22 protein-coding genes are annotated in these 26,075 nt (G+C 64.8%); 8 read left to right on the top strand and 14 right to left on the bottom strand.

Annotation, left to right across the window (positions count from 1 at the left end; translation table 11 throughout):
* The first annotated feature begins 5 nt into the window (after window positions 1-5).
* The 6 genes from fdhF (at window position 6) to FNJ47_RS16640 (ending at window position 7,442) form a co-directional block, all read left to right on the top strand.
* A complete protein-coding gene (gene fdhF, locus FNJ47_RS16665) occupies window positions 6-2,882 on the top strand; it encodes a formate dehydrogenase subunit alpha (protein ID WP_163154909.1) in 2,877 nt (958 codons plus the stop codon).
* A 2-nt stretch (window positions 2,883-2,884) separates the two neighbouring features.
* Entirely contained in the window at window positions 2,885-3,721 is an 837-nt protein-coding gene (fdhD, locus tag FNJ47_RS16660; RefSeq protein ID WP_163154907.1) for a formate dehydrogenase accessory sulfurtransferase FdhD, read from the top strand.
* The gene (locus tag FNJ47_RS16655) at window positions 3,705-3,926 is read left to right on the top strand and encodes a formate dehydrogenase subunit delta (RefSeq protein WP_163154905.1); all 222 of its coding nucleotides are present in this window, start codon (window positions 3,705-3,707) and stop codon (window positions 3,924-3,926) included. Before fdhD ends, FNJ47_RS16655 begins: the two co-directional genes overlap by 17 nt.
* A 428-nt stretch (window positions 3,927-4,354) precedes the next feature.
* Complete coding sequence (locus FNJ47_RS16650; RefSeq protein WP_163154903.1) at window positions 4,355-5,896, top strand: glycoside hydrolase family 26 protein; 1,542 nt, start codon at window positions 4,355-4,357, stop codon at window positions 5,894-5,896.
* A 103-nt stretch (window positions 5,897-5,999) separates the two neighbouring features.
* The gene (locus FNJ47_RS16645; RefSeq protein ID WP_163154901.1) at window positions 6,000-6,866 is read left to right on the top strand and encodes an FkbM family methyltransferase; all 867 of its coding nucleotides are present in this window, start codon (window positions 6,000-6,002) and stop codon (window positions 6,864-6,866) included.
* Window positions 6,867-7,181: 315 nt separating this feature from the next.
* The gene (locus FNJ47_RS16640; RefSeq protein WP_163154899.1) at window positions 7,182-7,442 is read left to right on the top strand and encodes a hypothetical protein; all 261 of its coding nucleotides are present in this window, start codon (window positions 7,182-7,184) and stop codon (window positions 7,440-7,442) included.
* A gap of 142 nt (window positions 7,443-7,584) precedes the next feature.
* On the opposite strand, the gene FNJ47_RS16635 is transcribed toward FNJ47_RS16640, so the two are convergent.
* From FNJ47_RS16635 to FNJ47_RS16580, 12 genes are all read right to left on the bottom strand, one after another.
* Window positions 7,585-10,542 (bottom strand): bifunctional [glutamine synthetase] adenylyltransferase/[glutamine synthetase]-adenylyl-L-tyrosine phosphorylase, encoded by a 2,958-nt coding sequence (locus FNJ47_RS16635; protein ID WP_163154897.1) that lies wholly within the window; start codon window positions 10,540-10,542, stop codon window positions 7,585-7,587.
* Complete coding sequence (locus FNJ47_RS16630) at window positions 10,539-11,993, bottom strand: ATP-binding protein (protein ID WP_163154895.1); 1,455 nt, start codon at window positions 11,991-11,993, stop codon at window positions 10,539-10,541. The genes FNJ47_RS16635 and FNJ47_RS16630 overlap by 4 nt, the downstream gene beginning before the upstream one ends.
* Window positions 11,977-12,657 (bottom strand): response regulator transcription factor, encoded by a 681-nt coding sequence (locus tag FNJ47_RS16625; protein WP_163154924.1) that lies wholly within the window; start codon window positions 12,655-12,657, stop codon window positions 11,977-11,979. Before FNJ47_RS16625 ends, FNJ47_RS16630 begins: the two co-directional genes overlap by 17 nt.
* A gap of 265 nt (window positions 12,658-12,922) precedes the next feature.
* A complete protein-coding gene (locus FNJ47_RS16620; RefSeq protein ID WP_163154892.1) occupies window positions 12,923-14,509 on the bottom strand; it encodes a Do family serine endopeptidase in 1,587 nt (528 codons plus the stop codon).
* 170 nt (window positions 14,510-14,679) lie between these two features.
* Window positions 14,680-15,186 carry a cytochrome c-type biogenesis protein gene (locus FNJ47_RS16615; protein ID WP_163154890.1) on the bottom strand — a complete coding sequence of 169 codons (507 nt, stop codon included), beginning with the start codon at window positions 15,184-15,186 and terminating at the stop codon, window positions 14,680-14,682.
* Window positions 15,186-17,171: a heme lyase CcmF/NrfE family subunit gene (locus FNJ47_RS16610; protein WP_163154888.1), complete on the bottom strand. Its 1,986-nt coding sequence runs from the start codon at window positions 17,169-17,171 to the stop codon at window positions 15,186-15,188. Before FNJ47_RS16610 ends, FNJ47_RS16615 begins: the two co-directional genes overlap by 1 nt.
* Complete coding sequence (gene ccmE, locus FNJ47_RS16605) at window positions 17,168-17,665, bottom strand: cytochrome c maturation protein CcmE (RefSeq protein WP_163154886.1); 498 nt, start codon at window positions 17,663-17,665, stop codon at window positions 17,168-17,170. The genes FNJ47_RS16610 and ccmE overlap by 4 nt, the downstream gene beginning before the upstream one ends.
* A 59-nt stretch (window positions 17,666-17,724) precedes the next feature.
* Complete coding sequence (gene ccmI, locus FNJ47_RS16600) at window positions 17,725-18,831, bottom strand: c-type cytochrome biogenesis protein CcmI (protein WP_163154884.1); 1,107 nt, start codon at window positions 18,829-18,831, stop codon at window positions 17,725-17,727.
* Between the two features lie 309 nt (window positions 18,832-19,140).
* Window positions 19,141-19,320 carry a hypothetical protein gene (locus FNJ47_RS16595; protein WP_163154882.1) on the bottom strand — a complete coding sequence of 60 codons (180 nt, stop codon included), beginning with the start codon at window positions 19,318-19,320 and terminating at the stop codon, window positions 19,141-19,143.
* A gap of 14 nt (window positions 19,321-19,334) precedes the next feature.
* On the bottom strand, window positions 19,335-20,729 hold the full coding sequence (locus FNJ47_RS16590; RefSeq protein ID WP_163154881.1) for a hypothetical protein: 1,395 nt from the start codon (window positions 20,727-20,729) through the stop codon (window positions 19,335-19,337).
* A gap of 359 nt (window positions 20,730-21,088) precedes the next feature.
* Window positions 21,089-22,465, bottom strand: coding sequence for a sensor histidine kinase (locus tag FNJ47_RS16585; RefSeq protein ID WP_163154880.1), 1,377 nt, complete (start codon window positions 22,463-22,465; stop codon window positions 21,089-21,091).
* A gap of 218 nt (window positions 22,466-22,683) precedes the next feature.
* Window positions 22,684-23,346, bottom strand: a complete 663-nt coding sequence (locus FNJ47_RS16580) for a response regulator transcription factor (RefSeq protein ID WP_163154879.1) — start codon at window positions 23,344-23,346, stop codon at window positions 22,684-22,686.
* Between the two features lie 308 nt (window positions 23,347-23,654).
* On the opposite strand from FNJ47_RS16580, the gene FNJ47_RS16575 reads away from it, so the two are divergent.
* On the top strand, window positions 23,655-23,813 hold the full coding sequence (locus FNJ47_RS16575) for a response regulator transcription factor (protein WP_163154878.1): 159 nt from the start codon (window positions 23,655-23,657) through the stop codon (window positions 23,811-23,813).
* A 798-nt stretch (window positions 23,814-24,611) separates the two neighbouring features.
* Here FNJ47_RS16575 and FNJ47_RS49860 read toward each other — a convergent pair.
* A complete protein-coding gene (locus tag FNJ47_RS49860; protein ID WP_165445718.1) occupies window positions 24,612-24,788 on the bottom strand; it encodes a hypothetical protein in 177 nt (58 codons plus the stop codon).
* A 74-nt stretch (window positions 24,789-24,862) separates the two neighbouring features.
* Here FNJ47_RS49860 and FNJ47_RS53235 point away from each other — a divergent pair, with 74 nt between their 5' ends.
* On the top strand, window positions 24,863-25,402 hold the full coding sequence (locus FNJ47_RS53235) for a VanZ family protein (RefSeq protein WP_430649387.1): 540 nt from the start codon (window positions 24,863-24,865) through the stop codon (window positions 25,400-25,402).
* On the opposite strand, the gene FNJ47_RS16565 is transcribed toward FNJ47_RS53235, so the two are convergent.
* The coding region (locus tag FNJ47_RS16565; RefSeq protein WP_430649386.1) for a recombinase family protein at window positions 25,320-26,075 on the bottom strand (756 nt) is incomplete at its 5' end. The two genes, FNJ47_RS53235 and FNJ47_RS16565, sit on opposite strands and share 83 nt — an antisense overlap.

The raw sequence follows: 26,075 nt of genomic DNA, 5'->3' as shown, positions 1-26,075 counted from the left end.
TCACGATGTCGCTGATCCAGGAAATCGATTTCGGCACGCCCAAATCCAAATCCGAGACGATGGTCACGCTGACCATCGACGGCAACCAGATCACGGTGCCCGAGGGTACCTCGATCATGCGGGCGGCGATGGAAGCCGGCACCCAGATCCCCAAGCTCTGCGCGACCGACATGGTCGACGCCTTCGGCTCCTGCCGGCTCTGCCTGGTCGAGATCGAGGGCCGCGCCGGCACGCCGGCGTCCTGCACCACGCCGGCGACAAATGGCCTCGTCGTGCACACCCAGAGCGATCGGCTGAAGAAGCTGCGCAAGGGCGTGATGGAGCTCTACATCTCCGACCATCCGCTGGACTGCCTGACCTGCGCCGCGAACGGCGACTGCGAATTGCAGGACATGGCGGGCGCCGTCGGCCTGCGCGACGTGCGTTATGGTTATGAGGGCGAGAACCACGTCTTCGCCAAAGCGCACGGCTGCGAAAACGACAACTGGATGCCGAAGGACGAATCCAATCCGTACTTCACCTACGATCCCTCGAAGTGCATCGTCTGTTCGCGCTGCGTCCGAGCCTGCGAAGAAGTGCAAGGCACCTTCGCGCTGACGATCTCCGGCCGCGGCTTCGACAGCCGCGTCTCGCCCGGCATGAACGAGAGCTTCCTCGGCTCCGAATGCGTGTCCTGCGGCGCCTGCGTGCAGGCCTGCCCGACCGCGACACTGACGGAAAAATCCGTGATCGAGATCGGGCAGCCCGAGCATTCGGTCGTCACCACTTGCGCCTATTGCGGCGTCGGCTGCGCCTTCAAGGCCGAGATGCGCGGCGAGGAAGTGGTGCGCATGGTGCCGTGGAAGGACGGCAAGGCCAACCGCGGCCATTCCTGCGTCAAGGGCCGCTTCGCTTGGGGCTACACCACCCACAAGGAGCGCATCCTGAAGCCGATGATCCGCGAGCGGATCGAGGACCCCTGGCAAGAAGTGTCGTGGGACGAGGCATTCAACTTCGCCGCCGCGAAGTTCAAGGGCATCCAGCAGAAGTATGGCCGCGACACGGTCGGCGGCATCACCTCGTCACGCTGCACCAATGAAGAAACCTATCTGGTGCAGAAGCTGATCCGCGGCGGCTTCGGCAACAACAATGTCGACACCTGCGCCCGCGTCTGCCATTCGCCGACCGGCTACGGCCTGTCGCAGACCTTCGGCACCTCGGCCGGCACGCAGGATTTCGATTCGGTGGAGGACACCGACGTCGTGCTGATCATCGGCGCCAATCCGGCCTCGGCCCATCCGGTGTTCGCGTCGCGGCTGAAGAAGCGGTTGCGCCAGGGCGCCAAGCTGATCGTGGTCGATCCGCGCCGCACCGAGATGGTGGAATCGCCGCATGTGAAGGCGCTGCATCTGCCGCTGATGCCCGGCACCAACGTCGCGGTGCTCACCGCGCTCGCTCATGTCATCGTCACCGAAGGGCTCGTCGACGAGGCCTTCGTCCGCGAGCGCTGCGACTGGAGCGAGTTCGAGGATTGGGCCGTCTACGTCGCAGACCCGAAGCACAGCCCGGAAGCGACCGCGATCATGACCGGCGTCGATCCGAAGGCCCTGCGTGAGGCGGCGCGGATCTATGCCACCGGCGGCAACGGCGCAATTTATTACGGGCTCGGCGTGACCGAGCACAGCCAGGGCTCGACTACGGTGATCGCGATCGCCAACCTCGCGATGGTGACCGGCAATATCGGCCGGCCCGGCGTCGGCGTGAACCCGCTGCGCGGCCAGAACAACGTGCAGGGCTCCTGCGACATGGGCTCGTTCCCGCACGAGCTGCCGGGCTATCGCCACATCGCCGGTGACGCGGTACGCGAGCAGTTCGAGGCGATGTGGAATGTCAAGCTCAACAATGAGCCGGGCCTGCGCATCCCCAACATGTTCGATGCCGCGATCGAGGGCACCTTCATGGGGCTCTACGTGCAGGGCGAGGACATCCTGCAATCCGACCCCAACACCAAGCACGTGGTGGCGGCGCTGTCGGCGATGGAATGCGTCATCGTCCACGACCTGTTCCTGAACGAGACCGCGAACTACGCCCACGTCTTCCTGCCCGGCTCGACCTTCCTCGAGAAAGACGGTACCTTCACCAATGCCGAACGCCGCATCCAGCGCGTCCGCAAGGTGATGACGCCGCTCAACGGCTATGCCGACTGGGAAGTGACGATCATGCTTGGCAAGGCGATGGGCTTTGCGATGAACTACAGCCATCCGTCCGAGATCATGGACGAGATCGCCGCGCTGACGCCGACCTTCGCGGGCGTCTCCTACGCGAGGCTCGACCAACTCGGCTCGGTACAGTGGCCCTGCAACGAGAAGGCGCCGGAAGGCACGCCCGTGATGCATATCGGTGGCTTCGTACGCGGCAAGGGCAAGTTCATCATCACCGAATATATCGCGACCGACGAGCGCACCGGCCCGCGCTATCCGCTGCTGCTCACCACCGGCCGCATCCTCAGCCAGTACAATGTCGGCGCGCAGACCCGCCGCACCGAGAACGTGGTCTGGCACGCCGAGGACCGGCTCGAGATCCATCCGCACGACGCCGAGCAGCGTGGTGTGCGCGACGGCGACTGGGTGCGGCTGGCGAGCCGCGCCGGCGAGACCACGCTGCGCGCAGAGATCACCGACCGCGTGGCGCCGGGCGTGGTCTACACCACGTTCCACCACCCGGACACCCAGGCCAACGTCATCACGACCGACTTCTCCGACTGGGCGACCAACTGTCCCGAGTACAAGGTCACCGCAGTGCAGATCTCGCCCTCGAACGGCCCGTCCGACTGGCAGAAGGCCTATGACGAGCAGGCACGCAACTCCCGCCGCATCGCGCCTGTCGTGGAAGCCGCGGAGTAACGATGCGCGAGCCCGTCCACAAGGCGAACCGGAAAGTCTGGCGCGACGGCGTCTTCAGCGACGGCGCGCGGCTGATCCCGGAAGAGACACCGCTGGCGCTGACCTATAATGGCGGCACCTACGCCGTGATGATGGGCTCGCCCGAGGACCTCGGCGACTTCGCTGTCGGCTTCAGCCTGAGCGAAGGCATCGTGCAATCGGCCGACGAGATCGAGACCCTCGACATCGTCGAGCTCGACGACGGCATTGAGCTCAGGATGTGGCTCAAGCCCGACAAGGCCGAGTGGATCGCCGAGCGGCGGCGCAACATCGCTGGCCCGACCGGCTGTGGCCTCTGTGGGTTGGACTCGATCAGCGAAGCAGTCCGGCCGGCCGCGGTAGTGCCTGCCGGCCGCGTCTTCTCCCCGCGCGAGATCATGACCGCGGTAGCAGCAGTCGCACCGCTGCAGGAGATCAATCACCAGACCCGCGCCGTACACGCCGCCGCGTTCTGGACCGCCACGCGCGGCATCGTGGCGCTTCGCGAGGACGTCGGCCGCCACAACGCGCTCGACAAGCTCGCCGGCGCGCTGGCCCGCGACAAGATCGACGCGAGCGACGGCATCGTGCTGCTGACCAGCCGCGTCTCGGTCGAAATGGTGCAGAAGACCGCCGCGATCGGTGCACCGCTGATTGCTGCCGTGTCGGCGCCGACAGCGCTTGCGGTACGGATGGCAGATGCCGCCGGCATCACGCTCGCCGCGATCGCCCGCGCCGATGGATTTGAAATCTTTACCCATCCGGAACGCGTCACAGGCGCGGTGCCCGGCAAGGAGTCCCCGTATGTCGTCGTCGCCTGACAAACTGGTCTATATGGCGAACCAGATCGGAAAGTTCTTCCACAGCCAGGGCCGCGACCGCGCCGTGCAGGGCATTTCCGAGCACATCTGGAAGTTCTGGGATCCGCGGATGCGCAAGCAGATATTTGCTCATCTCGACGCCGGCGGTAGCGGGCTCGACGCAAACGTCCGCGACGCGCTGGAGAAGCTGAGGCTGCAGGCGTAGCTACCGGAAGCTGCAGAGCGGGAAGACACGTCCGGGTCTCAGCACGATTGGTCCCGGTACGGCATTGTCAGGCCATAGAAGTTCAGGTCTTCAATGCTGCGACAGCAAGACTGTCGCAAGCCGGCCTCTCGTCACCATGACGCAGCATCCCGCCCTGTTGTGGCCCGGCACCACTGCGCTCGGGGCATGATGATGAGATCGAGTTCACGCACGCGCTGCAGGCACACCAGTGCATCGGACGAGCGCTGTTCCCGGCTCACACCCGATTCGCGATGTATCGCTGAGGACCTTTTTTGCATCGGCATCGTCGCAGCTCGCCGGATGCGTGGCAGATTCGCGGCGGTCAGGTGTCGAGTGACGACACGATTAGTTCGCAATGACCACTTAGACCATCGCTGAAACAAAAAGCAGAGCAAGAGCACGACGCGATGAGTGATAGCACGGGCGCAACGCCGTTCCCTCTCGGAGTCTTTGTCGGGAACCCGAACTATTTTGATTCAAATGAGGAGGCGAGCTTCGAGACAAGCTTCAACGCTTTCTCAACCGTCATGAAATCCAAGCCGCAATTCCTCGATCAGTATGGCGACGAGCGCCTGCCGATCTCGGATTGGGTTGGTCAATCGAGCTGGAATGCAGCCTCGATGGCGCAGTCGCCCGTACTCGATGGGGTCACGCCGGTGATCGGGCTGCCGATGAGTTCGACGGCATCGGGCGCGGGAACCCCTGATCAGTTCTACAAGAACTTCGCGGCCGGCGCGTACGATTCGGTGCTGACGAACATGGTCAAGGCCTGGGCCGACAAAGGCTTCACAACGCAGATTTGGCGACCTGGCTGGGAGATGAATATTGATACCATGCCCTCCTACGCTGGCGACGACGCCGCGACGCGCGCCGATTGGGTGGCGGCGTTCCAGCACATCTACACCGTCTTGCACGCCGCGGGCGCGGCGGCGGGCGTGAACATCGAGGTGGCGTGGAATCCTAGCGTGACGAACTACAGCCACGCTGGCAATGTCATCGAGACTGCCTACCCCGGAGACCAGTATGTCGATATCATCGCCGCCGATGTCTACGGCGACGTCTTTCCATACGGCTCGCCGACCCACCTGTATGACTGGGACAAGAGCGGGCAAGTCCTCGACTCGTCCAAGCCGGTCTACGACTCCAGCGTTCAGCAGTGGGCGTCAGATCCGGTGAACCTCCAGCATTACTATACCTACCCGGCTTCCAACCAATGGTCGCTCGACGGCAGCGACGGCCACGCGACGACGCTTCAGCAACTGATCGATCTCGCCAAATCGGCAGGAAAGCCGTTTGCCATTGCTGAGACGGGTGCTGGCAATACGCATGACGGCGCGGGTCTCACAGACAATCCGACATTCGTGAACTGGCTTTCGGACACGCTGGTTCAGTCGGGGGTTAAGGTCAGCTTCGTGAACATCTGGGATTCGAACTCCGGCGGATCATACGGCTTCACAAGTTCCACCGACGATAAGCCGCTCGAGGCAGCTGCATGGGCGAAGCATTTTGGCGACCCACCCGTATCCGGATCGGCCTCAACCGTGGCGTCGAGCTCATTGGACAGCCACGCGGCCGGCGACAGCTCCGCGAACGCCAACCAACCGGCCGCCGCTGAAGTCGCCGCGGCCCAAAGCACCGCGGCAGTCGAGACGACGAGAGATACCTTTCATTTCAACTTCGCGCCGGGCGTAGCCAATCCGACCGCCCTCGCGCACATGGATGGCATTACTGACAACGGCCCTGCTCTCCAGGCCCATGCTGACGCAAATTCCGCGAGCATGGGCAGCTTCACGGCAGACGGGGACGCGGCTCACGGCAGGTTGACCGCGCTCGCGAACGACGCCCGCATGGCCGCAGGGCACGACGCAGCCTTCGGCCATTCGGGGGACGGAAGTTCCGCGAGCGCTCACGATGCGGGATTGCACTCCGGCCACTTCTTCACGTTCTAGTTTCAGGACCGCCACATTGCCGTCGACGGCGTCTGCTTGGCTCCGAAACGCACGCAAGAGCAGACACGTCGATATCGACGCGATGAGGCGCGAAGGACCAGCCATGGATAAGACTCTGATCTACGACGTGGGCGCTCACAAGGGTGAGGACACCGAATTCTATCTGAAAAAAGGATTTCGCGTCGTCGCCATAGAGGCGATGCCGGAATTCTGCGAGTCCATCAGCAAGCGCTTTTCGGAGCACGTCAGTTCGGGCGCTCTGACTGTGATCAACGTTGCGGTTTCGAATTCGCCCGGAAACGTCAAGTTTTATGTCGACGATCGCGTTTCGGAGTGGGGAACAACCAATCCGGAGTGGTCCGAACGCAACAAGAGCTTTGGTGCAGGTAAGGGACGGACGTTGACCATACCCGCCGCCAAACTAGCGGACATTCTGAACGAGCACGGCGTCCCGCGATATTGCAAGATCGATATTGAAGGTAATGACCTCGAGGCGTTGGCGTCGCTTGAGGGCCTTCGTGAACTGCCAGAATTCGTATCCATCGAATCCGACAAGACGAGTTGGAAAAAGCTCATCGAAGAGTTCGAGACCTTTGAAAAACTGGGATACCGGAAATACAAGATACTGGATCAGTCACTCGTCTCCATGCAGAAATGTCCAGCAGTTCCGAAGGAAGGAAAGTTTGTTGATTGGCGGTTCAAGACCGGAAGCAGCGGTCTTTTCGGAGATGAATTGCCGGGTACATGGTTCAGCGCGCTCGAAGCTATCGAAGCCTACAAGAACATATTTCGCGGATATGCGATCAATGGAGACCTCGGACTGTTCGGTGGTGGCCGAAAAAGCATGTTCAACATGGTCGGCAGGATTCAAGAGAAGGTGTTTCGCCTCAAGGGCTCCAAACATTACGTGAATCCGGCAACGCAGTTCCCGCCGCCCGGTTGGTACGATACCCACGCGGCGAGAGAGTGATCGCCCAAAGCCTGAAGATCGAGCCTGCCCCCGGAAAGCCGGAGCGTTAGCGTTGAATGAAGCGATGTTCCAGCACTCCGCGGCCAAGCCGCCGGGGCGAAATGGCGTGCTCAGACGCGAGAAACAACGCAACAGAGTATCAAACTACCTCTTGACGCCCCCGCCCCACGCGCTCCGCCGGCCTGCTCCCGCCCACGGCGCCCAGGCCGAACGAGCCAGTACTTTACCGGAATTGAACGCTTTGGCATGATGCTGGCATGTGCCCCGGATAACCGGGGCCTCCGCTCCGATCGAAAGGACGTCAAGGGAAGCGCCATGTTGGGGATCGTTCTGGCGAGTAGCATTTGCGGATTGCTGCTTGGGCGCTACTTCCGGGTCTATGTATGCCTCCCCGCGATCCTCCTCCTTGTTCCAGTGGCCTTTGTTGTTGGATACGCCGACGGTTTGGCGACGGGGATTGTCGCGTTCATTTCCTGCGCTGTCGCGCTGCAAGGATGTTTCCTGCTCGGTGCGATGGTCCGCATTTTCATTGAAAACTTCGAGCCGCAACGGGCGCCGTCGGAAGATTTCATCTAACCGATCGGCGTGGGCCGGCAGGTGACCGTGCATCCTTCGAGGCTCGCCCAACGGCGCAACTGCGCCACAAGGCTCGCACCTCCAGCGACAATGGCGAAGCCATTGCGCGGGGATGACGGATCCAACACTGTTTGGCCCTAAATTAGCCCACGATCGCGGTGAACACCCGCCGCACTTCGCCTTGCGTCTCGCGCAGGCGCGCTTCCAGCGCGGAGAAATCCGGCGCGTCGCCGGCGCGCGCCATCACGCGCCGCAGGTCCTCGCCCGCCGTCTCCGGATTGAACTTGCCGGTGACGCACAGCCGCAGGATCTGCGTCAGGTCATGATAGAGCCGCGCCGCCGAGCGCAATATCTCGGCTTCGGACTGGCCGAGCAGACCGAGCTTGGCGGCATGCTCGAGCACCTGCAGCGTGGAGACGCTGAGGATTTCCGGCTTCGCTGACGCGTGCGCGAGCTGGAGGTACTGCGCGATGAAATCAATGTCGACGAGCCCGCCGGCGGCGAGCTTGAGGTCCCACACGTCGTCCTCGCCCTTCTCCAGCGCAATTGCGCGCCGCATGTCGGCAACGTCGGCCGCGGTCGACGCCGCATCGCGCGGCCGCGTCAGCACGCTGCGGATGATCGCCTCGATCCTCTCGCGAAACTCCGGCGACGACGAGATCACCCGCGCGCGGGTCAGCGCCATGTGTTCCCAGGTCCACGCCTCGCGCTCCTGGTAGTCGGCGAACGCGTCGATCCGCGAGGCGACCGGACCGGCGCGTCCGGAAGGACGCAGCCGCATGTCGACCTCGTAGAGCACGCCGTAATTGGTGCGGGTCGTGAAGGCGCTGATCAGGCGCTGGGTGAAGCGCGCGAAATATTGCGCGCCGTGCAGCGAGCGCTCGCCGTCGGAGTCCGGCGCCTCGCTGTCGAAATCGTAGAGCGTGATCAGATCGAGATCGGAGGACGCCGTCATCTCGCGGCTGCCGAGCCGGCCCATCGCGACGATCGCGGTCTCCTGCCCCTTGATCCGGCCGTACTGCGCGGCGAACTGGTCGGTGACGAGGCCGTGCACGGTGTGCACGATCCCCTCGGCGACATCGGCAAAGGCCGTACTGGCGTGCTGCGCCGACACCGTACCGGACAGGATCCGCGTGCCGATCAGGAACAGGCTCTCCTGGCCGAACAGCCTGAGACGATCGAGGAAATCCTCGTAGGACGACGCATCCTGCAGCGTGGCGGCAAGCCGATCCGACAGCTCCTTCTTGTCCGGCATCGCGCCGAAGAAGCGCGGGTCGATCAGGCCGTCCATGATCTGCGGCTTCCGCGCCAGCATGTCGCCGAGCCGCGGCGCCGCACCAAGGATCAGCGCCACCAGCGCGACGAGATCGCGGTTCTGGCTGAGCAGCGAAATCAGCCGCGCGCCCCGCTGCAGCGCGCCGAGGAAACGGTCGAACGCCGTCACCGCATCATCCGGTTCCTCGGCATGCGCGAGGCCGTCGATCAGGCCGGGAATGAATTCCAGGAACGCCGCACGCGTCGCCTCCATGCGCAGCGCGCGATAATCGCCCTCGATCCACTGCTGCACGGTGCCGGCAACCGCGATCGGCTTCTTGAAGCCGAGATGGGCGAGATGCTCGATCAGGCGGGCGTCTTCGGGCCCGGCACCATAATTGACATCCGGCAGCTTCGCGGTGCCGGTCGGATCGTCGCCCTCGAACAGCTTGCCGTAGTGGTTCTGCACGATCTTGAGCTGACCAAGCAGGTCCCTGGCGAACGCCTCGCGATTCTCGTAGCCGAAGAAACGCGCAAAGCGTTCGACGTCTTCGGGCGCTTCAGGCAACGAATGGGTCTGCTCGTCGGCGATCATCTGCAGCCGATGCTCGACCCGGCGCAGGAATTCATAGGCCGTCGTCAGCTCGTCGCGCGCCTCAAAGGTGATCCAGTTGCTGTCGGCGAGCACATTGAGCGCCTCCAGCGTCGGCCGCACCCGCAACTCCGGATGGCGGCCGCCGGCGATCAGCTGCTGGGTCTGGGCGAAGAACTCGATCTCGCGGATGCCGCCGCGGCCGACCTTGACGTTGTGGCCTTCGACCGAGATCTCGCTCTGGCCACGAAAGGTCTGCATCTGCCGCTTCATGTCGTGGACGTCGGCCAGCGCGGCAAAGTCCAAATGCTTGCGCCAGACGAACGGCGCGAGCTCGGCGACCAGCGCGTCGCCGGCCTTGGGATCGCCGGCGCAGGGCCGCGCCTTGATCATCGCGGCGCGCTCCCAGGTGCGGCCCTCGCGCTCGTAATAATGCAGGGCCGCGTCGGTCGAGATCGCGACCTGGGTCGAGGCCGGGTCGGGGCGCAGCCTGAGATCGACCCGGAACACGTAACCCTCGCCCGAGCGCTGCTGGAGCATCCGCGCCATCGCCTGGGTGACGCGCACGAAGAACGGCTGCGGCTCGATGTCCTCGGCGAGCGAGGTGGCCGTGCGATCGAAGAACACGATCAGGTCGATATCGCTGGAATAGTTCAGTTCGCCCGCGCCCATCTTGCCCATCGCGAGCACGATCAGACCGGAGCCGATCTCGGGATGTTCGGGGTCGGCGGCGGTCATGCGACCGCGCGCGACTTCCTGCCGGAACAGATAGCGCAGCGCCGATTGCACCGAATTCACCGCAATGTCGGTCAGCGCCGCGGTCACCCGCATCACCGGCCAGACGCCGCCGATGTCGCACAGCGCGATCATCAGCGCGGCCTCCGCCTTCATGCGGCGAAGCAGAACCATCGCGTCGGCTTCGCTGCCGGCGGCGAGCACCTCGCGCGAGGTCGTATCGATCAGGCCGGCAAGATGCTGTTCCGGGTCGCATGACAGGACCCGGATCAACCGCGCGGCATCGGCGCGTGCGAGCTCGAACAGATAGGGTGAGAACTCGGCGATGCCGCGCAGGATGTCCCGCGCGAACGGATGCTCGAGCAACGCTGCGAGCGCGGCCGATTGCGCCGGCTCGAGTTCGGCGAACCAGTCGGTCAGGCGCTGATCGGCGGATAAGGAAGCGGCGACATGCGGCCCGTCCGCGAACCGCGCGGCCAGACGATGTCGGTCCGCGTTTCCCGGCGCGGCGGCATTCATGCCGCCTTCTGTGGCACATCCTGCGTTTGAGCCGCAAGCCTGTCACTGCCGCCCGCCCGCGCAGGCAGCACCAGGGTCGCCACCAGCCCCGGATGGGCATCGGCGAGCCTGAGCTCGCCGCCATGGAGCGTGGCTACCGCCGAGGCCAGGCTGAGGCCGAGGCCGGAACCGGGTAAGGTGCGGCTTGCCTCGAGCCGGACGAAGCGCTCCACCGCATGCTTGCGGTCGCCCTCGGGGATACCGGGACCATGGTCGGTGACGCTGAGCAGGACCTGATCGCCCTCGCGCCGCGCCTCGATCAGGATCTCGCGCGCATCCGCCTTCATCGGCTCGACGCCCGCGTCGGGCTTGCCATATTTGATGGCATTCTCGACCAGATTGGCGACCGCCTGGCTGATCAATTCGCGGTTGCCGTGAATTGGCGCCGGCGCGGTCTTCACCTGCAGCGTCATACCGTCGTCCTCGGCCAGCGGCTCGTACAGTTCGTGGATGCCGTTGGCGACGTCGGCGCCGTCGAAATCGTCCATGTTGCCGCGCGCCTGGCCGGACTCGGCGCGCGCGATCATCAACAGCGCGTTGAAGGTGCGGATCAAGCCGTCGGATTCCTCGATCGTCCGCTCCAGCGCCGCGCGATAGTCGGCCTCGGAGCCCGACCGCGCCAGCGCCTCCTCGGCGCGGTTGCGCAGCCGCGTCAGCGGCGTCTTGAGGTCGTGGGCGATGTTGTCGGAGACCTCCTTCAGCCCCGTCATCAGCGCCTCGATGCGCTCCAGCATGGCATTGAGATTTTCCGCGAGGCGGTCGAGCTCGTCGCCACTGCGGCCGACCGGCAGCCGGCCGGACAGATCGCCCGCCATAATCCGCTTGGTGGTGCCGGTCATGGCGTCGATCCGGCGCAACACGCGGCGGGCGACGAAGATGCCGCCGCCGAGCCCGAGCACGATCACGACCAGGATCGACCATTGCGCGGCCTTGGCGACGATACCGAACAGCCGCCGCCGTTCCTCGAGGTCGCGCCCGACCAGCAGGCGGAAGCCGTTGTCCATCTCGGCGACCCGCACCAGCGCGCGGTGATCGGTCTTGTCCTGGTCGTCGATCCGGCGATAGGCGGTCTCGCTCCAGCCCTGGACGCTCATCACGCCAGGCGCCAGCGAGCCGACATTGCCGGCCAGCGCCTGCCCGTTCGGCGCCGTCAACAGATAGAGGTTGGCGCCCGGCCGCAGCGCACGATTGCCCATGGTGGTCAGCAGGCCGTGCAGGCCGCGGCGATTATAGATGGCGGTGATCTCGCCGATCTCGACGTTGACGGTCGTCGTGATCTGCTCGGTGATCAGCCGCCGCGTGTTCCATGCGAAATAGGCCAGCAGCGAGGCGGCAAACAGCGCGAACAGGAACAGGTAGACCAGCGTCAGCCGAAACGCCGTGGTCCGGATCAGTTTACCGAATGCCGTCACGGATCATATACCCCGCGCCGCGGATGGTATGCAGCAGCGGCCGCTCGAAACCCTTGTCGATCTTGGAGCGCAGCCGCGAGATGTGGACGTCGATGACGTTGGTCTGCGGATCGAAGTGATAATCCCAGACATTCTCGAGCAGCATCGTACGCGTCACCACCTGGCCTGCATGCTTCATCAGATACTCGAGCAGGCGGAACTCGCGCGGCTGCAGGGTCAGCTCATCCTTGCCGCGGGCGACGCGATGCGACAGCCGGTCGAGCTCGAGGTCGCCGACCTTGTAGGTGGTCTCCTCGGCCGGCCCGACATTGCGCCGCGACAGCACCTCGACGCGCGCGAGCAGTTCGGCGAAGGAATACGGCTTCGGCAGATAGTCGTCACCGCCGGCGCGCAGGCCCTTGATGCGGTCATCGACCTGGCCGAGCGCCGAGAGGATCAGGACCGGCGTCCGGTTGCCCTTGTCGCGCAGATTGCCGATCAGCGAGAGCCCGTCACGCTTCGGCAGCATGCGATCCACAACCAGCACGTCGTAATCGCCGGATTCGGCCATCGACAGGCCCTCTTCGCCGTCGGAGGCGAGATCCGCGACATAGCCGACTTCACGGAATGCCTTGACCAGATAGTCGGCTGACTCGCGGTCGTCTTCGATGATCAGGATGCGCATTTGCGGAGCGGTTGCGGTCACGGGAATGGGCCCTCTGTCAGCATGGCGCGGCCGGCCTGCACATGCAAGACGACCGCGCGTATTCTCGAATTGTTGGGAAAAAGTGGGCGGTGAAGCTGGGGGACTCCACCGCCCTGAGACCTTCCGACGGAGGGGGGCATATTCCATCGAAAGGCAACATAGGGAGCGAGCAAGGGGCCCGCCCCCCGGAAAGCGCCGTCGGCGGGGCGACTAATGCCGGCGACGCTCTCCAACCCATAGATAGTTATCCCTTGGCCAGCGGCACTGCCACAAAGCGCGACGAACCGCCGCTCTTCACGCGCATGAGAACGCTGTTCTTGTTGTCATTGCGCGCCGCGGTGATCGCATCGCGCACCTCACCGGCGGTGCCGACGGACTTGCCGGCGACCTCGAGAATCACGTCGCCTTCCTTGAAGCCCCGCTCGGCGGCAGCACTCTTGGGATCGACCTCGGTCACGACAACGCCTTCCTTGCCGGCGCCGGCCACGCTGTTGGCAGGCGCCACGGTGAGGCCCAGCTTCGGCACATCGGTGCCACGGGACGAATTGCCCTTGTCGCTGTTGTCGGTGTCGGCCTTGGCTTCCAGGCTGTTCGGCAACTGGCCGAGCGTGATGCTGATGGTCTTGTCCTGACCCTTGTGCAGCACGTTCAGCTTCACGGCATTGCCGGGCGCGAGGCCGCCGATGGTGCGGGCGAGTTCGCGCGCATCCTTCACCGGCTCGCCATTGACGGCGGTGATGACGTCACCGGACTCGATGCCGGCCTTGGCCGCGGGGCCATTGGCCTGCGGTTCCGCGACCAGTGCGCCTTCGGCCTTCTTCATGCCGAGGCTGTCGGCAATATCGGAGGTCACCGGCTGGATCTGGACGCCGATCCAGCCACGGCTGACCGAACCCTTGTCCTTCAGCTGGGCAACCACGCTCTTGACGGTCTGGGCCGGGATCGAGAACGCGATGCCGACGCTGCCGCCGGACGGCGAGTAGATCGCCGTGTTGACGCCCATCACCTCACCGGACACGTCGAACGCCGGACCACCCGAATTGCCCTTGTTCACGGGCGCATCGATCTGGATGAAGTCGTCGTACGGGCCGTTGCCGATGTCGCGGCCGGAGGCGGAGACGATGCCCGCGGTCACGGTGCCGCCGAGTCCGAAGGGATTGCCGACCGCCAGCACCCAGTCGCCGATGCGCGGCTTGCTGTCGGAGAGCTTGGCGAACTGGAAGTTCGAGCCGCCCTCGACCTTGATCAGCGCGAGGTCGGTGCGCGGATCGGTGCCGATCACCTTGGCGGAATAGGTCTTGCCGTCGTCGGTCGTGACTTCGACCTTGTCGGCGCCGTCGACGACGTGATTGTTGGTCACGGCAAAGCCGTCAGCCGAGATGAAGAAGCCGGAGCCCTGGCCCGTCACCACGCCACCGCCACGAGGTCCACCGCGCAGACCCGGGGGCAAGCCATCCGGACCGCCGAAGCGGCGGAAGAAGCGCTCCATCGGCGAACCCGGCTGGAACGGTGAATCCTCGTTGTTGCCGCTGTCGTCCTTGGCGACCTTCTCGCGAATGTTGACCTTGACCGAGATCACCGACGGCTTCACGCGCTCGACGATGTCGGCAAACCCGACCGGCTGCTGAACCTTCTTGACCTCGTTGTTGACCTGCGCATGCGCAGGCGTCGTGAACAGGTCGGCGGGATTGTGCGTGGGGCTGAGGCCGTAGGTGGCGGCACCGAGGCCGGCCACGACCGACGCCATCAGCGCGAGTTTGCGGGCAGAGAACAGCGAGCGCTTCGGCGCCTTGTAGGACGGCAGGGTCGAGAGGTCGGGACGGTCGGTCATGTCTTGAAATCTCCAGGGCCAGAATCATTCGGTGCGGGGCAAGCACCTGATGCGTCTGAACATGGGGTCATCAGCCTTACGGCGCGCTGGCTGCGGAATTAAACTTTGGTAATCGAGCCGACCCGCACTGCGGCAGAATAGCGCAGGCAAACAAATGACTTAGTAAGGAACTAAAGCGGCTTGTCCGGCGCGGATTCGGCTGCCAGCAGCCGTTCCAGCCGTGTCTGCTCGTCCGAGGTCAATCCGGCCGCGGAATCGCCCCCGGCAGCGGCCGGATTTGCCTTGCGGCGGCCGAGGCGCCAGAGCGCAAAACCGCCCAGCAAGAGCGCCAGCGGCGGGGTCAGCCACAGCACCAGCGTATGCTCGTTAAGGCGCGGCTTCAGCAGCACGAATTCGCCGTATCTGGCCACCAGGAAATCGATCACCTGGGCGTCGCTGTCGCCGGCCGAGATGCGTTCACGCACCAGCAGGCGGAGGTCGCGCGCCAGCGGCGCCTCCGAATCGTCGATCGACTGATTCTGGCAGACCATGCAGCGCAGCTCTTTGGAGAGGTCGCGCGCCCTCGCCTCCTTCGCCGGATCCGCCATGATCTCGTCGGGCAGCACGGCGCGGGCCGGCATCGCACCGAGCATTAGAATTGCCGCAAGCGCGGCGCCTGCAAGCGCGCGCGACCGCATCACTCGGCCGCCTGCAAGGCGCGCGCGGCGGCTTTGGCCGGCTTCGGCGCGCCGACCCGCAAGCGGCGGTCGGACAGCGACAGCAACCCGCCGAACGCCATCAGCACCGGCCCCCACCAGATCATCAGCACCAGCGGCTTGTCATAGATGCGCACCGCGATCGTGCCGTCGGCCGAGGTATCACCTAACGATATGTAGAGCTGGCTGGCGCCGCGGGTCAGCAGCGCGGCCTCGGTGGTCGAGGCGCCGCGGGTCGTGAAGTTGCGCTTCGACGGGGTCATCACGCTGACCTTCTCGCCGTCACGGGTCACGGTGAACTGCGCGACCATCTCGCGGAAATTCGGCCCCTGCCGCGGGTTCAGGCCGTCGAGCCGCAGCTCGTAGCCGGCGACGCGGGCGACGTCGTCCGGCTTCATGGAGCCGATATATTCGCTGTTCCAGGTGGTCTCGCAGACGATCCCGATCAGCGCTATGCCGAGACCGGCATGCGCGAAGGCGGTGCCCCAGGTCGCGCGCGGCAGACCGCCGGCGCGGCGCAACGAGAGCGACAGCGGAATCCGGAACAGCGCGACGCGTTCGGCGAGGTCGCATAGCGCGCCCATGATCACGAACGCCGCAAGCCCGATCGCGAGCGGCGCCAGGGTCGCGCCGCCATAGGTCCACGCAAACACCAGCGCGATCGCAACCAGGGCGGTGATGCCGGCGACCATCAGCCGCTGCGCCGCGCCGAGCAGGTCGCCGCGCTTCCAGGCCAGCAGCGGCCCGAACGGCACCGCGAGCAGCAGCGGCACGAACAAAGGCGCAAAGGTGAAATTGAAGAACGGCGCGCCGACCGAGATCTTCTCGCCGGTCAGCACTTCGAGCGCCAGCGGATACAGCGTGCCGATGAACACCGTCGCGCATGCCGTGGTGAGCAGCAGATTGTTGAGCACCAGCGCGCCTTCACGCGAGATCGGCGCGAACAGCCCGCCCTGCTTCAGCGCCGGCGCGCGCCAGGCATAGAGCGACAGGCTGCCGCCGATGAAGACGAACAGGATCAGCAGGATGAACACGCCGCGGGTCGGATCGGTGGCGAAGGCGTGGACCGATGTCAGCACGCCGGAGCGCACCAGGAAGGTGCCGAGCAGCGACAGCGAGAAGGTCAGGATCGACAGCAGCACGGTCCAGACCTTCAGCGCGTTGCGCTTCTCCATCACCAGCGCCGAATGCAACAGCGCGGTGCCGGCCAGCCATGGCATCAGCGAGGCGTTCTCGACCGGATCCCAGAACCACCAGCCGCCCCAGCCGAGCTCGTAATAGGCCCAGTAGGAGCCCATCGCGATGCCGAGCGTCAGGAATATCCACGCCATCAGCGTCCACGGCCGCACCCAGCGCGCCCAGGCGGCGTCGATCCGCCCTTCCAGCAGCGCCGCCACCGCGAACGAGAACGAGATCGAGAAGCCGACATAGCCGAGATAGAGCATCGGCGGATGCACAGCGAGGCCGATGTCCTGCAGCACCGGATTGAGATCACGTCCCTCGATCGGCGGATTGGCGATGCGCAGGAACGGATTCGAGGTGATCAGGATGAACAGATAGAAAGCGCTGGCGACCCAGGCCTGCACCGCCAGCACATGCGCGCGCAGCGACAGCGGCAGATTGTTGCCGAACACCGCGACCAGGCCGCCGAACAGCGCCAGGATCGACACCCACAGCAGCATCGACCCTTCATGGTTTCCCCACACGCCGGTGATCTTGTAGAGCAGCGGCTTCAGCGAATGCGAATTCTCGTAGACATTGGCGACCGAGAAATCCGAGGTGACGTGCAGCGTCACCAGCGCGGCGAACGACGCCGCGACGAACAGCAATTGGGCGAGCGCCGTCGAGCGCGCGACGTTCATCAGCGCCGCATCGCGCCAGCGCGCGCCGACGATCGGCACGATTGACTGGATCAGCGCAAGGGCGAGCGCCAGCACCAGGGCATAATGTCCGCTTTCGGCGATCACCGCATGGCTCCCTGGGTCGGCGCCGCGGAGGCGCTCGGCATGTTGCCCGGTTTGGCGCCGTAATCGTCCTTCCAGTGGCCCTGCTTCTTCAGCGCGTCGGCGACGTCCTTCGGCATGTAGGTCTCGTCATGCTTGGCGAGCACTGTGTCGGCGCGGAACACGCCGGTCGCATCGAGCGCGCCTTCCGCAATGACGCCCTGCCCTTCGCGGAACAGGTCCGGCAGGATGCCCTTGTAGGCGACCGGCAGCGTCGCGCCGCCGTCGCCGACGGTGAAGGTCACGGCGAGATTGTCGCCGCGCTTGAGCGAGCCCTGTTCGACCAGGCCGCCAAGGCGGAAGCGCTTGCCCGGACCGAGATGCTTTTCGGCGACCATCGAGGGCGTCGAGAAGAACACGATGGAATCGCGCAGCGCGTTGAGCACCAGGCCCGCGGCGATCGCGAGCACGACGAGCGCGCAGCCGATCAGTGTCAAACGCCGTTGCTTCCTGGTCATGGTTCATCCTTGCGCATGACGTTCTCCGAAAACCGCTGCACACTTTTCGGCGTCATGCTCTATCCATCCAACCCGAGATTCTTCAGCCCCTCATTGAGCTGGCGCAACCGATCCGCATTGTTGGCTACGGCCTGACGGGCATCGCTAAGCGCGCTCATCGCCTTGTCGCGCTCCCCCATCACCAGATAGGCGCGGACCAGCCGCAGCCAGCCCTCGACGTCGTCGCCGTTGGTCTTCAGCCGCGTCGCCAGCCGATCGACCATGCCCTTGATCATGGTGCCGCGATCGGCCTCGCTCATGTCTTTCGCTGCGGCCACCGCGCCATCGGGCAGCGCCGGGGCGCTGACGCCGCCGACCCGAACCAGCGCGGCCTGCACCAGCGGCCGCCACGGCGCGTCGGACGGCCCCTTCGCCAGTATCTTCTGCCAGAGCGCCGCGGCGTCGGCCTTGCGACCGTCCTGCTCTGCGGCAAGGCCTAGAAAGTAATTGCCCTTGGCATCGTCGCCATTCAGCGCGACCGCGCGCTCGAATTCCGCCTTGGCCTCCGCAGTGACGACGCCGCCGGCGGTCCCCATCATCGCCTCACCGAGATCGGCGCGGCGATCGGCACTGTCGCCGGCGTAGGTGATGGCATTGCGATAGGCGCGGACCGCATCGTCGTAGCGGCCAAGCCGCGACAGCACCGGCGCCAGCACCGTCCAGCCGCGGCCGTCGGTCGGGTTCTTCTCCAGATGCGCTTCGACCTGCGCGACCAGATTGGCGAGCGGCTGGTTGGCATCGGCGACCCGGCTGCGCTCGGCGAGCGGAAAGTCGCCGAGGCGCGGCGAGCCCAGCGCGAGATAGAAGCCCGACGCAATGACCGGCAACCCGACCAGCGCCACGATCGCGGCAGAGCGCCGCAGGTTGAGACTGCCCTGCACCGGTTCTTCACGTCCGCTCGCGTCGGCCGCGGCAAGCAGCCGGCGGCTGATCTCGATCCGCGCGGCATCGGCCTCGGCGGCGCCGATGATCCCTGAGGCCAGGTCGCGATCGATCTCGGCGAGCTGGTCGCGGTAGACCACGACCTCGCTGCCGCCGCTGTCGGTCCGCCCGCGGCGGCTGAGCGGCCACAGCACGGCAAAGATCGCCGCGACCGTCATCAGCGCGAACACAAACCACAGCGTCATCAAGCGGTTCCCGGATGGAACGGCGGCTTCCGGCAAGCCGCCTTAGAATCGCTTTACACTACCGGCGGCGAGCCCGGCAATTGACAATTACTGGATCGGAGGCAGGTTGAAATCAGGCGGTTTTCCGGTGCCGTCCCGGCGGTCTAGCAACGGTGTTTTCGGGCGGAGGTGCGCGCCGGCAAAATATCGAAAACAACCCCATGCAAAGTAGCCGGCGGGCCGGCTGTCGACGCTCGAATGCCGTCTTGACACGTCGGGCAACTCAGCGGCACACTTCCATTATTCCGAAATTGCGCAAACGCGATAGCTCTACGAGCTCGTCTTGCCCGGCCTTGTGCCGGGCATCCACGTCTTGGTTTCGCCTTGTGCCGGGCATCCACGTCTTGGTTTCCGCGACAGAAAGACGTGGATGGCCGGGACAAGCTCGGCCATGACGGAAATCGCGGTGACAGTACCGTACTGCAATTCCTGTTCTTTCTCGCCCATCATTGTCCCCGCTCTCCCTACCCCGCGCGCGACGACTTCCGCTCACCGGTCACGGCATTCTCCGCCGCCCGGTTCATCAGCGAGGCGTAGTCGTGGCCGAACAGCACCTCGCAGAAGCGGATCGCGGCCTTGACTTGCTGTTGGCGGAAGGCGCGGACCCGGGCGTCGCCGCCGCGCAGCGACTGCACCAGCCCCTCGGTCGACTGCTCGACGTAATGTTGCAGGTCTGAGAAGGTCCGCAGCGTCACCTCGTTGATGGCGAGCTCGCTCGCATAGGTGCGGCACACCGCGACGAAATCGATCAGGGCGGCGGCGTCCTCGACCTCGGACTGGTCGATCTTGGCGCCGGCGGTGATGTCCTTGTCGGCGCGCTGGCGCAGGATGCGGCGGACCCGTCCCGGCACGCTGTCGATCTCCGATTGCAGCGCGTTCGAGGTATCGGCGCGCACCGACGTTAGCTGGCGGCCCCAGGTGGAATCGTTGCGCAGGTCGAGCTCAGTGCGCAGGCCGCGGACGCCGTCATGCAGGGTCTTGAGCTGCTCGCCGACATAATCGAAATGCCCGCGCCTGATGTCGGTGCGCAGGCAGGCCGCGACGAACGACAAATCATGCAGCGCGATGGTGACGGCGATGCCATAGGCCGTTGCCGCAACCCGCAGTTCGTCGTCGGAGGCCGCCATCTTGATGGCGAGCCGGATGATCTGCCAGGGCGCGGCGAGCCGCTGCGCAATCAACGACAGCGCGAAGGGCAATAGCTGCGGCGTCTGGAGCGACGGCAGCTTGAGCGCATCCATGGCGGAAGCGATCTGGGAATCGGCAAACACCCGGATCTGGCTCGGCAGCCGGCTGCCGAGGGTTTCCAGGGCTTCGCGGGCCTGCAGCACCAGGCCGATCGGCAGCAGGTCCTCGACAACGCTCGGCGGGCCGACCCGCGACAGTGCGCGCTGGCGGTCGTCCTGCGAAGGCCCGGCGATCTTGAGGATGGCTTCCGCAGCCGCCAGCTGGAACTTGCGCGCGGCGATCTCGATCGGCCCGTTCTCAGTGGCTGCCGCCAGCGCCGCCTCGAATGCGCGGGCGGCCTCCGGCGCGCCCTCGCGGGCCAGCCACTGCCAGATCGGCAGCAGCGAGGCACGCCGGAGCTGGCCGGGTCGGGTCGGGAAATTGGTCTCGGCGAGGAACGGCTCCAGCGGCCGGAACAGGAGCCGCGCCGGGTCGTCGCTGCGCGGTTCGATCTGCTCGTCCTGCTCGGCCCCGCGTACGATCTTGCGCAGCTGCTCCAGCACCAGATTGGCGATCGCGACATCATCGCCGCGTTCGACCGCGCGCTCCAGCTCGCGCATCAGCAGCGCCTGCGATTGCGGCGGAAGCTGCGCGAGATAATCCCTCAGCCGCTCGATCGATTTCTGGCTCATGCGCCCGGTCGTGAAAGCTTGGTGCCCGGCAAACGCCGCAGCCCGTCCGCCCGCGATGATAGAGGTCGGCGCGTTAAGAAGCCGTTTAGGAATAATGACGGCTCGGCGTCCCCCAAGGCAGACTAGAGCGAGATGGGTTTAGGTCGGGTGGCGACCACGGCGGCGCTGCGCTCCCTCGCCCCGTTCTTGCGGGGAGAGGGTTGGGGTGAGGGGCCGCCTCCGCATATCGGGTGACAGCTGCGTTTGCGGAGACTCCCCCTCACCCGGAACGCATCTCACGATGCGTTCCGACCTCTCCCCGCACGCGGGGCGAGGTGAAGCCGAGTCCGCGGCTCGATTCAGAGTAAAGCGATCATGCCCTACACAGCCGGCAACACCAGCTCGGCCCTCAGGCCGCCGATCGGCGCGTCGTTCAGGGTGAGATTGCCGCCATAGAGGCCGGCGAGATCGGTTACGATCGACAGGCCGAGCCCCGAGCCGGGCTTCGATTCGTCGAGCCGCTGGCCGCGCCGCGACACCTGGGCGCGCTCGGCCTCCGACAGGCCCCGCCCGTCGTCATCGACCACGATGCGCAGCTTCGGCCCGGCGCCTGGGGCCTCCGGCGGCACCACGCTGACCTCGACGAGCACCTGCGAGGCGGCCCATTTGCAGGCGTTGTCGACGAGATTGCCGACCATTTCCTCCAGATCCTGCCGCTCGCCGCGAAACCGCGCCGCCGGATCGGCCTTCGCCTCGATCGCAAGATCGCGATCGCGATGGATCTTCTCCATGGTCCGGCGCAGCGCCTCGATCACGGGTGCGACGTCGGTGATGGTGCTGACGATGGTGGCGCGGGCGGCGATCCGCGCCCGCTCGAGGTGATGAGCGACCTGGTCGCGCATCACGTCGGCCTGCTCCAGCACCTTGCTGGCGAAGGGATCGGCGGTATGTGCGGCCGCCTCGTTCACGATCACCGACAAGGGCGTCTTGATCGCATGGGCGAGATTGCCGACATGGGTGCGCGAACGCTCGACGATCTCCCGGTTGGCATCGATCAACGCGTTGGTCTCGCGCGCCAGCGGCGCGATCTCGACCGGGAACCGGCCCTCCAGCCGCTCGGCACGGCCGGAGCGGATATCGGCAATCGAATCCGAGATGCGCTTGAGCGGCGCCAAGCCGTAGCGCACCTGGAAGATCGTGGTCAGCAGCAGCACGATGCCGAGCGCAGCGAAGGTTCCGCCGAGGTAGTAATCGAAGCTGCGGGTCTCATCGAAGATCTCGGTGGCGTCGCCGGCGACGCTGACCAGGAACTTGCCGTCGGTGCCGAGATCGACCGGCCGTTCCACCACGCGCAGGCTTTGGCCTTCGGGCCCGTCGACATAGCCGAGGCGGACGCCGGCGGCGGTCAGCTCGGCGCCGTGCTCCTCGAGCTTCGGCAGCTTCTTGTCCCACAGCGAGCGCGAGGCGCGGGTCTCGCCCTTTTCGGTGTCGGTGCGGGTGATCTGCCAGTACCAGCCCGACAGCGGCAGGTCGAACAGCGGCTCGCCCAGCGACTGGAACTGGCGGTCGGCCGGCTCGTCCGGCGTCGCCACCTCGGCGATCAGGGTGCGCAGATAGAGATTGAGCCGCCGGTCGAAGGCGCGCTCGGTGGCGTCGCGATAGACCGACGACAGGATGACGCCCGTGATCGCCAGAATCACCACCACCCAGGCGGTCGCCGAGACGAACAGGCGGGTCGCAAGCGAGCTGCCGCCCATCAGGCCACGAGCTCGAACAGCGTGTCGGCGGCAACAGACATCAGGGATTCAGACATCAGCGAATCCAGTCCTCCCGGCGCGGATCATGACAATGTCCGTGTCCGCCGATCAAGCACTCCAAGAGCATGATCCGATTGTACAGGATATGCCCTCATCCTGTTGTTTGGCCGTGGCTTCTTCACATGAAGCGAAACGGTATCCGCTCGCTAGAAAGCGCTTTAAGTCGGCGGCGACAGCATGTAGCCAAGGCCCCGAACCGTCTGGATGATATCGACTTCCAGCTTCTTGCGGATGCGGCCGACAAACACCTCGATGGTATTGGAGTCGCGATCGAAGTCCTGGTCGTAGAGATGCTCGACCAGCTCGGTGCGCGACACCACCCGCCCGGTGTGATGCATCAGATAGTCGAGCAGATTGTACTCGTGCGAGGTCAGCTTGATCGGGTTGCCGTTGACGGTGACCCGCTTGGTGCGGGTGTTCAGTGCCACCGGACCGCAGACCAGCTCGACCTGGGCATGCCCGGTGGCGCGGCGCAGCAGCGCGCGGATCCGCGCCAGCACCTCCTCGAGATGGAACGGTTTTGCGACATAGTCGTCGGCGCCGGCATCGAAGCCCTGCACCTTGTCACTCCAGCGGTCGCGCGCGGTGAGAATCAGCACCGGCATCACGCGCTTGTTGCGCCGCCAGGCCTCGAGCACCGAGATACCGTCCATCTTCGGCAGGCCGATATCCAGCACGACCGCGTCGTAGGGCTCGCTGTCGCCAAGGAAATGCCCCTCCTCGCCGTCGAACGCGCGATCGACCACATAGCCGGCGTCCGTCAGCGCGGTGGTGAGCTGGCGGTTCAGATCCGGGTCATCCTCAACGACGAGCAGACGCACTTTGGCCTCCGAGAGTGAGCATTGCGATATTCCGGCATCAAATGAGGCTTCCGGCCGTGAACGGCCTATGAATGGATTCGCAAGGCAAAGCTTATTTTTGTCAGGTGCACCATCGCGGGAACCCGCGCAAGCGCGGCTGGTTCCCGCGAACATATGCGCGCCGGATCGGGTCGGGTTTCAATTTTGAGTATCTGGGTACCCAAATCTTGAAGCAATGCCGGGTGTACCGGGAAACACCGGACAGACAGGGTTCTCGGAGTTTGCAATCTCTAGCTGGCATTTCATGACTCATAGCTTTGGAGAACGCGTTGCCGGCTTGGATGGAAGAGGAAGAACAGCGCCTGCTGCGGATGATCCGCGAAACTGGCCTAGCACAGCGCGAGATCGCTCAGAAGCTCGGCCGCACCGAAGCCGCCGTGAGCGCACGGCTAACGATAATCAGAAAGCGCCTCGCAGAGGGAAACTAGGATCGCCCGTTAAGCATGCGGACGATTTTTTTACCTTTGATTCACACAGGTTAATTGACTGGCTCACACTTTGATTCGGTGATCCAGCTACTGGGTCGGGCTGTTTCATTAAGTTCAAGTTTTAAGCCCAGAGGGGCCGTCTATTATCGGCAAGCGGCGGTTCGGCGTGAGAATGGGAATAAAGAGGCGGCCCCGGCATTGACCCTCCAAGGGTGCTGGGGCCGCTTCTTTTTGCAGGAACCACCGTCGCGACATCCGGTTGACCAGCGGTCCCGGTGCCTGAGACGGACAGCACTTGGACGCGGCCTCAGCGTTTCCCCGGCGCTGGGGCCGTCTCTTTCGAATGAGCCCTATGGTTCACCGCATAACCAGCCAGGCCACGCTTGCGGCCAGGGCCACAAACGACACTGCCGCAGCGCAGACAAAGGCGATCTCGACGCTGTCGATACGGTGATGGTGTGCATGCATGACAGACCTCCTAAGCGGATCTGGGCGAGCGTAGCCACTCGCTCATGCTTGCCCCGGCGTCGGCTTGCCGGGCCAACTCGAGTATAGCCTCTTTCTCGATACCTGGGGGCCAGCGCTGCGGCTCGTTCGCGCAGGCGCTCGGCTCTCGCGATAAGGCGTTCCTCGAGGGAATGGGCTTGCTTGACGCGGTTGCGTCGCTTCGTCATGTGCGGCTCCGTTGCCATTCAGGAGGCCAGAGCGCGACACGCGATCCAATCGCCGGGTGCCAAAGGTGATGCGCGGCGATGGCGTCAATTGTCAGGTTGGCGTAATGTTCCTAAATCGAAACCATCAACCGGGCCTGGACTCGCCCATAGCCTTCTCGACTTCGGCAGCCAGCGCGCGGTGATGCGCAGCGAGCTTGGCAAACAGCTCCTTCTTGGTCTGGTTGGTCGCCAGCTTGCTGATCAGCTCGCACTCTTCCGCCTCGACACGAAGCTTCTCCAGGTGCGTTTGCATGTCCTTCATTGGATGAACTCCCCGAGATCAAAGTGAGATCATCACACATGGAACTCGCGGGGCAATAACCTAAGTGGGCTTTCTTGAACTCCGTTCACCCCGCGGCCCCGGCCGGCAAGTTAACCTTCGGCGGGCATTTAATTGTCGCTGAAACGAGCGATGCGCTAATGCAGCGCGACATGGCGGGGCACTGGGACCGGAAGAAATTGTTGCCTGTTTCGAAGATAAAGACATTCGGTGTGATTGCGGGCTGGCTTGCACTTGCCTTCATCGCCTTCGTGACGCTGTCCCCGATCCAGGACCGCCCCTCGCTCTTCCATCCGCAGGCCGAGCATTTCGCGGCATTTGCCGTGATGGCGCTGGCTTTCGTACTGGGTTACCCGCGGCGCACCGCGCTGATCGTGCTCTTTGTCGTCTTCAGCGCATTCTCGCTCGAAGCGATGCAGTTGCTGACGCCTGACCGCCACGGCCGCCTGATCGACGCCATCGTCAAGGTGGCGGGAGGCCTCGCCGGCATCGGCACGGGTCGCCTCATGCTGTTCATGGTGCGCAGCCAGTTCGGCCGGCTGAGGTCGCCTGCGGAACATTCCGCACCGTGTGGTAGGCCGGCGCCTTCCAGCTAAGCTTGTAGATTTGAACGTTCCTCAAGACCACAGGCATTTTGATGTCGGCGGCGCGTAGCCAAAGAAAGACCTGCCGGGCGCTGCCGAGCTCGCGGAACTTCGTGAAGACGAGTCGGACTACTCCCGCCACATGTTCGTCGGGATCGATTTCGATCTTGCCAAGTTCATTCCAACAAAATCCGGGTGGAAGCATGAAGCGGTACTCGCCGCGCTGGGCCTTGGAGTCTCGAGCGGCGATTCCCCGTTGGCGAAGCAGACTCAGCTCATACTCCGACATCGTCCCCTTCAATCCGAGCAGCAGGCGGTCGTTGACAAGCCGCGGATCATAGGCTCCGTCGGGATCGATAACCAACGCGCCAGCGAGCGCGCAGAGGTCGATCAGGTGATGCCAGTCACGTCCATTGCGCGCCAGCCGCGACGCCTCGATGCAATAAACAGCACCGACGTCGCCCGAACATACCATCGCCACAAGCCGTTCAAATCCAGGCCGCTGCGTGCTGCCCGATCCTGAGCGGCCAAGATCGTCGTCAATGACTGTCACCGATTTAAATCCGGCGGCTTCCGCGGCTTGCGCCAAGTCATATTGCCGCCGCTGGCTTTCGAGATTCCCCAGGACTTGGGACATCGTCGATTGGCGAACATAGACGACGGCGACGCGACTGAGGTGATCAGG

The organism is Bradyrhizobium uaiense, assembly GCF_010811875.1.
Lineage (GTDB): Bacteria > Pseudomonadota > Alphaproteobacteria > Rhizobiales > Xanthobacteraceae > Bradyrhizobium > Bradyrhizobium uaiense.
This window is presented reverse-complemented; position numbering and strand designations above follow the sequence as displayed.

Bases quoted from the DNA above. Each gene is read 5' to 3' on its own strand.
- fdhF (WP_163154909.1), top strand. From the start codon at position 6: ATGTCGCTGATCCAGGAAATCGATTTCGGCACGCCCAAATCCAAATCC.
- fdhD (WP_163154907.1), top strand. From the start codon at position 2,885: ATGCGCGAGCCCGTCCACAAGGCGAACCGGAAAGTCTGGCGCGACGGC.
- FNJ47_RS16640 (WP_163154899.1), top strand. From the start codon at position 7,182: ATGTTGGGGATCGTTCTGGCGAGTAGCATTTGCGGATTGCTGCTTGGG.
- FNJ47_RS16650 (WP_163154903.1), top strand. From the start codon at position 4,355: ATGAGTGATAGCACGGGCGCAACGCCGTTCCCTCTCGGAGTCTTTGTC.
- FNJ47_RS16590 (WP_163154881.1), bottom strand. From the start codon at position 20,729: ATGAGCCAGAAATCGATCGAGCGGCTGAGGGATTATCTCGCGCAGCTT.
- FNJ47_RS16625 (WP_163154924.1), bottom strand. From the start codon at position 12,657: ATGCGCATCCTGATCATCGAAGACGACCGCGAGTCAGCCGACTATCTG.
- FNJ47_RS16620 (WP_163154892.1), bottom strand. From the start codon at position 14,509: ATGACCGACCGTCCCGACCTCTCGACCCTGCCGTCCTACAAGGCGCCG.
- ccmI (WP_163154884.1), bottom strand. From the start codon at position 18,831: ATGACGCTGTGGTTTGTGTTCGCGCTGATGACGGTCGCGGCGATCTTT.
- FNJ47_RS16635 (WP_163154897.1), bottom strand. From the start codon at position 10,542: ATGAATGCCGCCGCGCCGGGAAACGCGGACCGACATCGTCTGGCCGCG.
- FNJ47_RS16655 (WP_163154905.1), top strand. From the start codon at position 3,705: ATGTCGTCGTCGCCTGACAAACTGGTCTATATGGCGAACCAGATCGGA.
- FNJ47_RS49860 (WP_165445718.1), bottom strand. From the start codon at position 24,788: ATGAAGGACATGCAAACGCACCTGGAGAAGCTTCGTGTCGAGGCGGAA.
- FNJ47_RS16645 (WP_163154901.1), top strand. From the start codon at position 6,000: ATGGATAAGACTCTGATCTACGACGTGGGCGCTCACAAGGGTGAGGAC.
- FNJ47_RS16615 (WP_163154890.1), bottom strand. From the start codon at position 15,186: ATGCGGTCGCGCGCGCTTGCAGGCGCCGCGCTTGCGGCAATTCTAATG.
- FNJ47_RS16595 (WP_163154882.1), bottom strand. From the start codon at position 19,320: ATGATGGGCGAGAAAGAACAGGAATTGCAGTACGGTACTGTCACCGCG.
- FNJ47_RS16585 (WP_163154880.1), bottom strand. From the start codon at position 22,465: ATGGGCGGCAGCTCGCTTGCGACCCGCCTGTTCGTCTCGGCGACCGCC.
- ccmE (WP_163154886.1), bottom strand. From the start codon at position 17,665: ATGACCAGGAAGCAACGGCGTTTGACACTGATCGGCTGCGCGCTCGTC.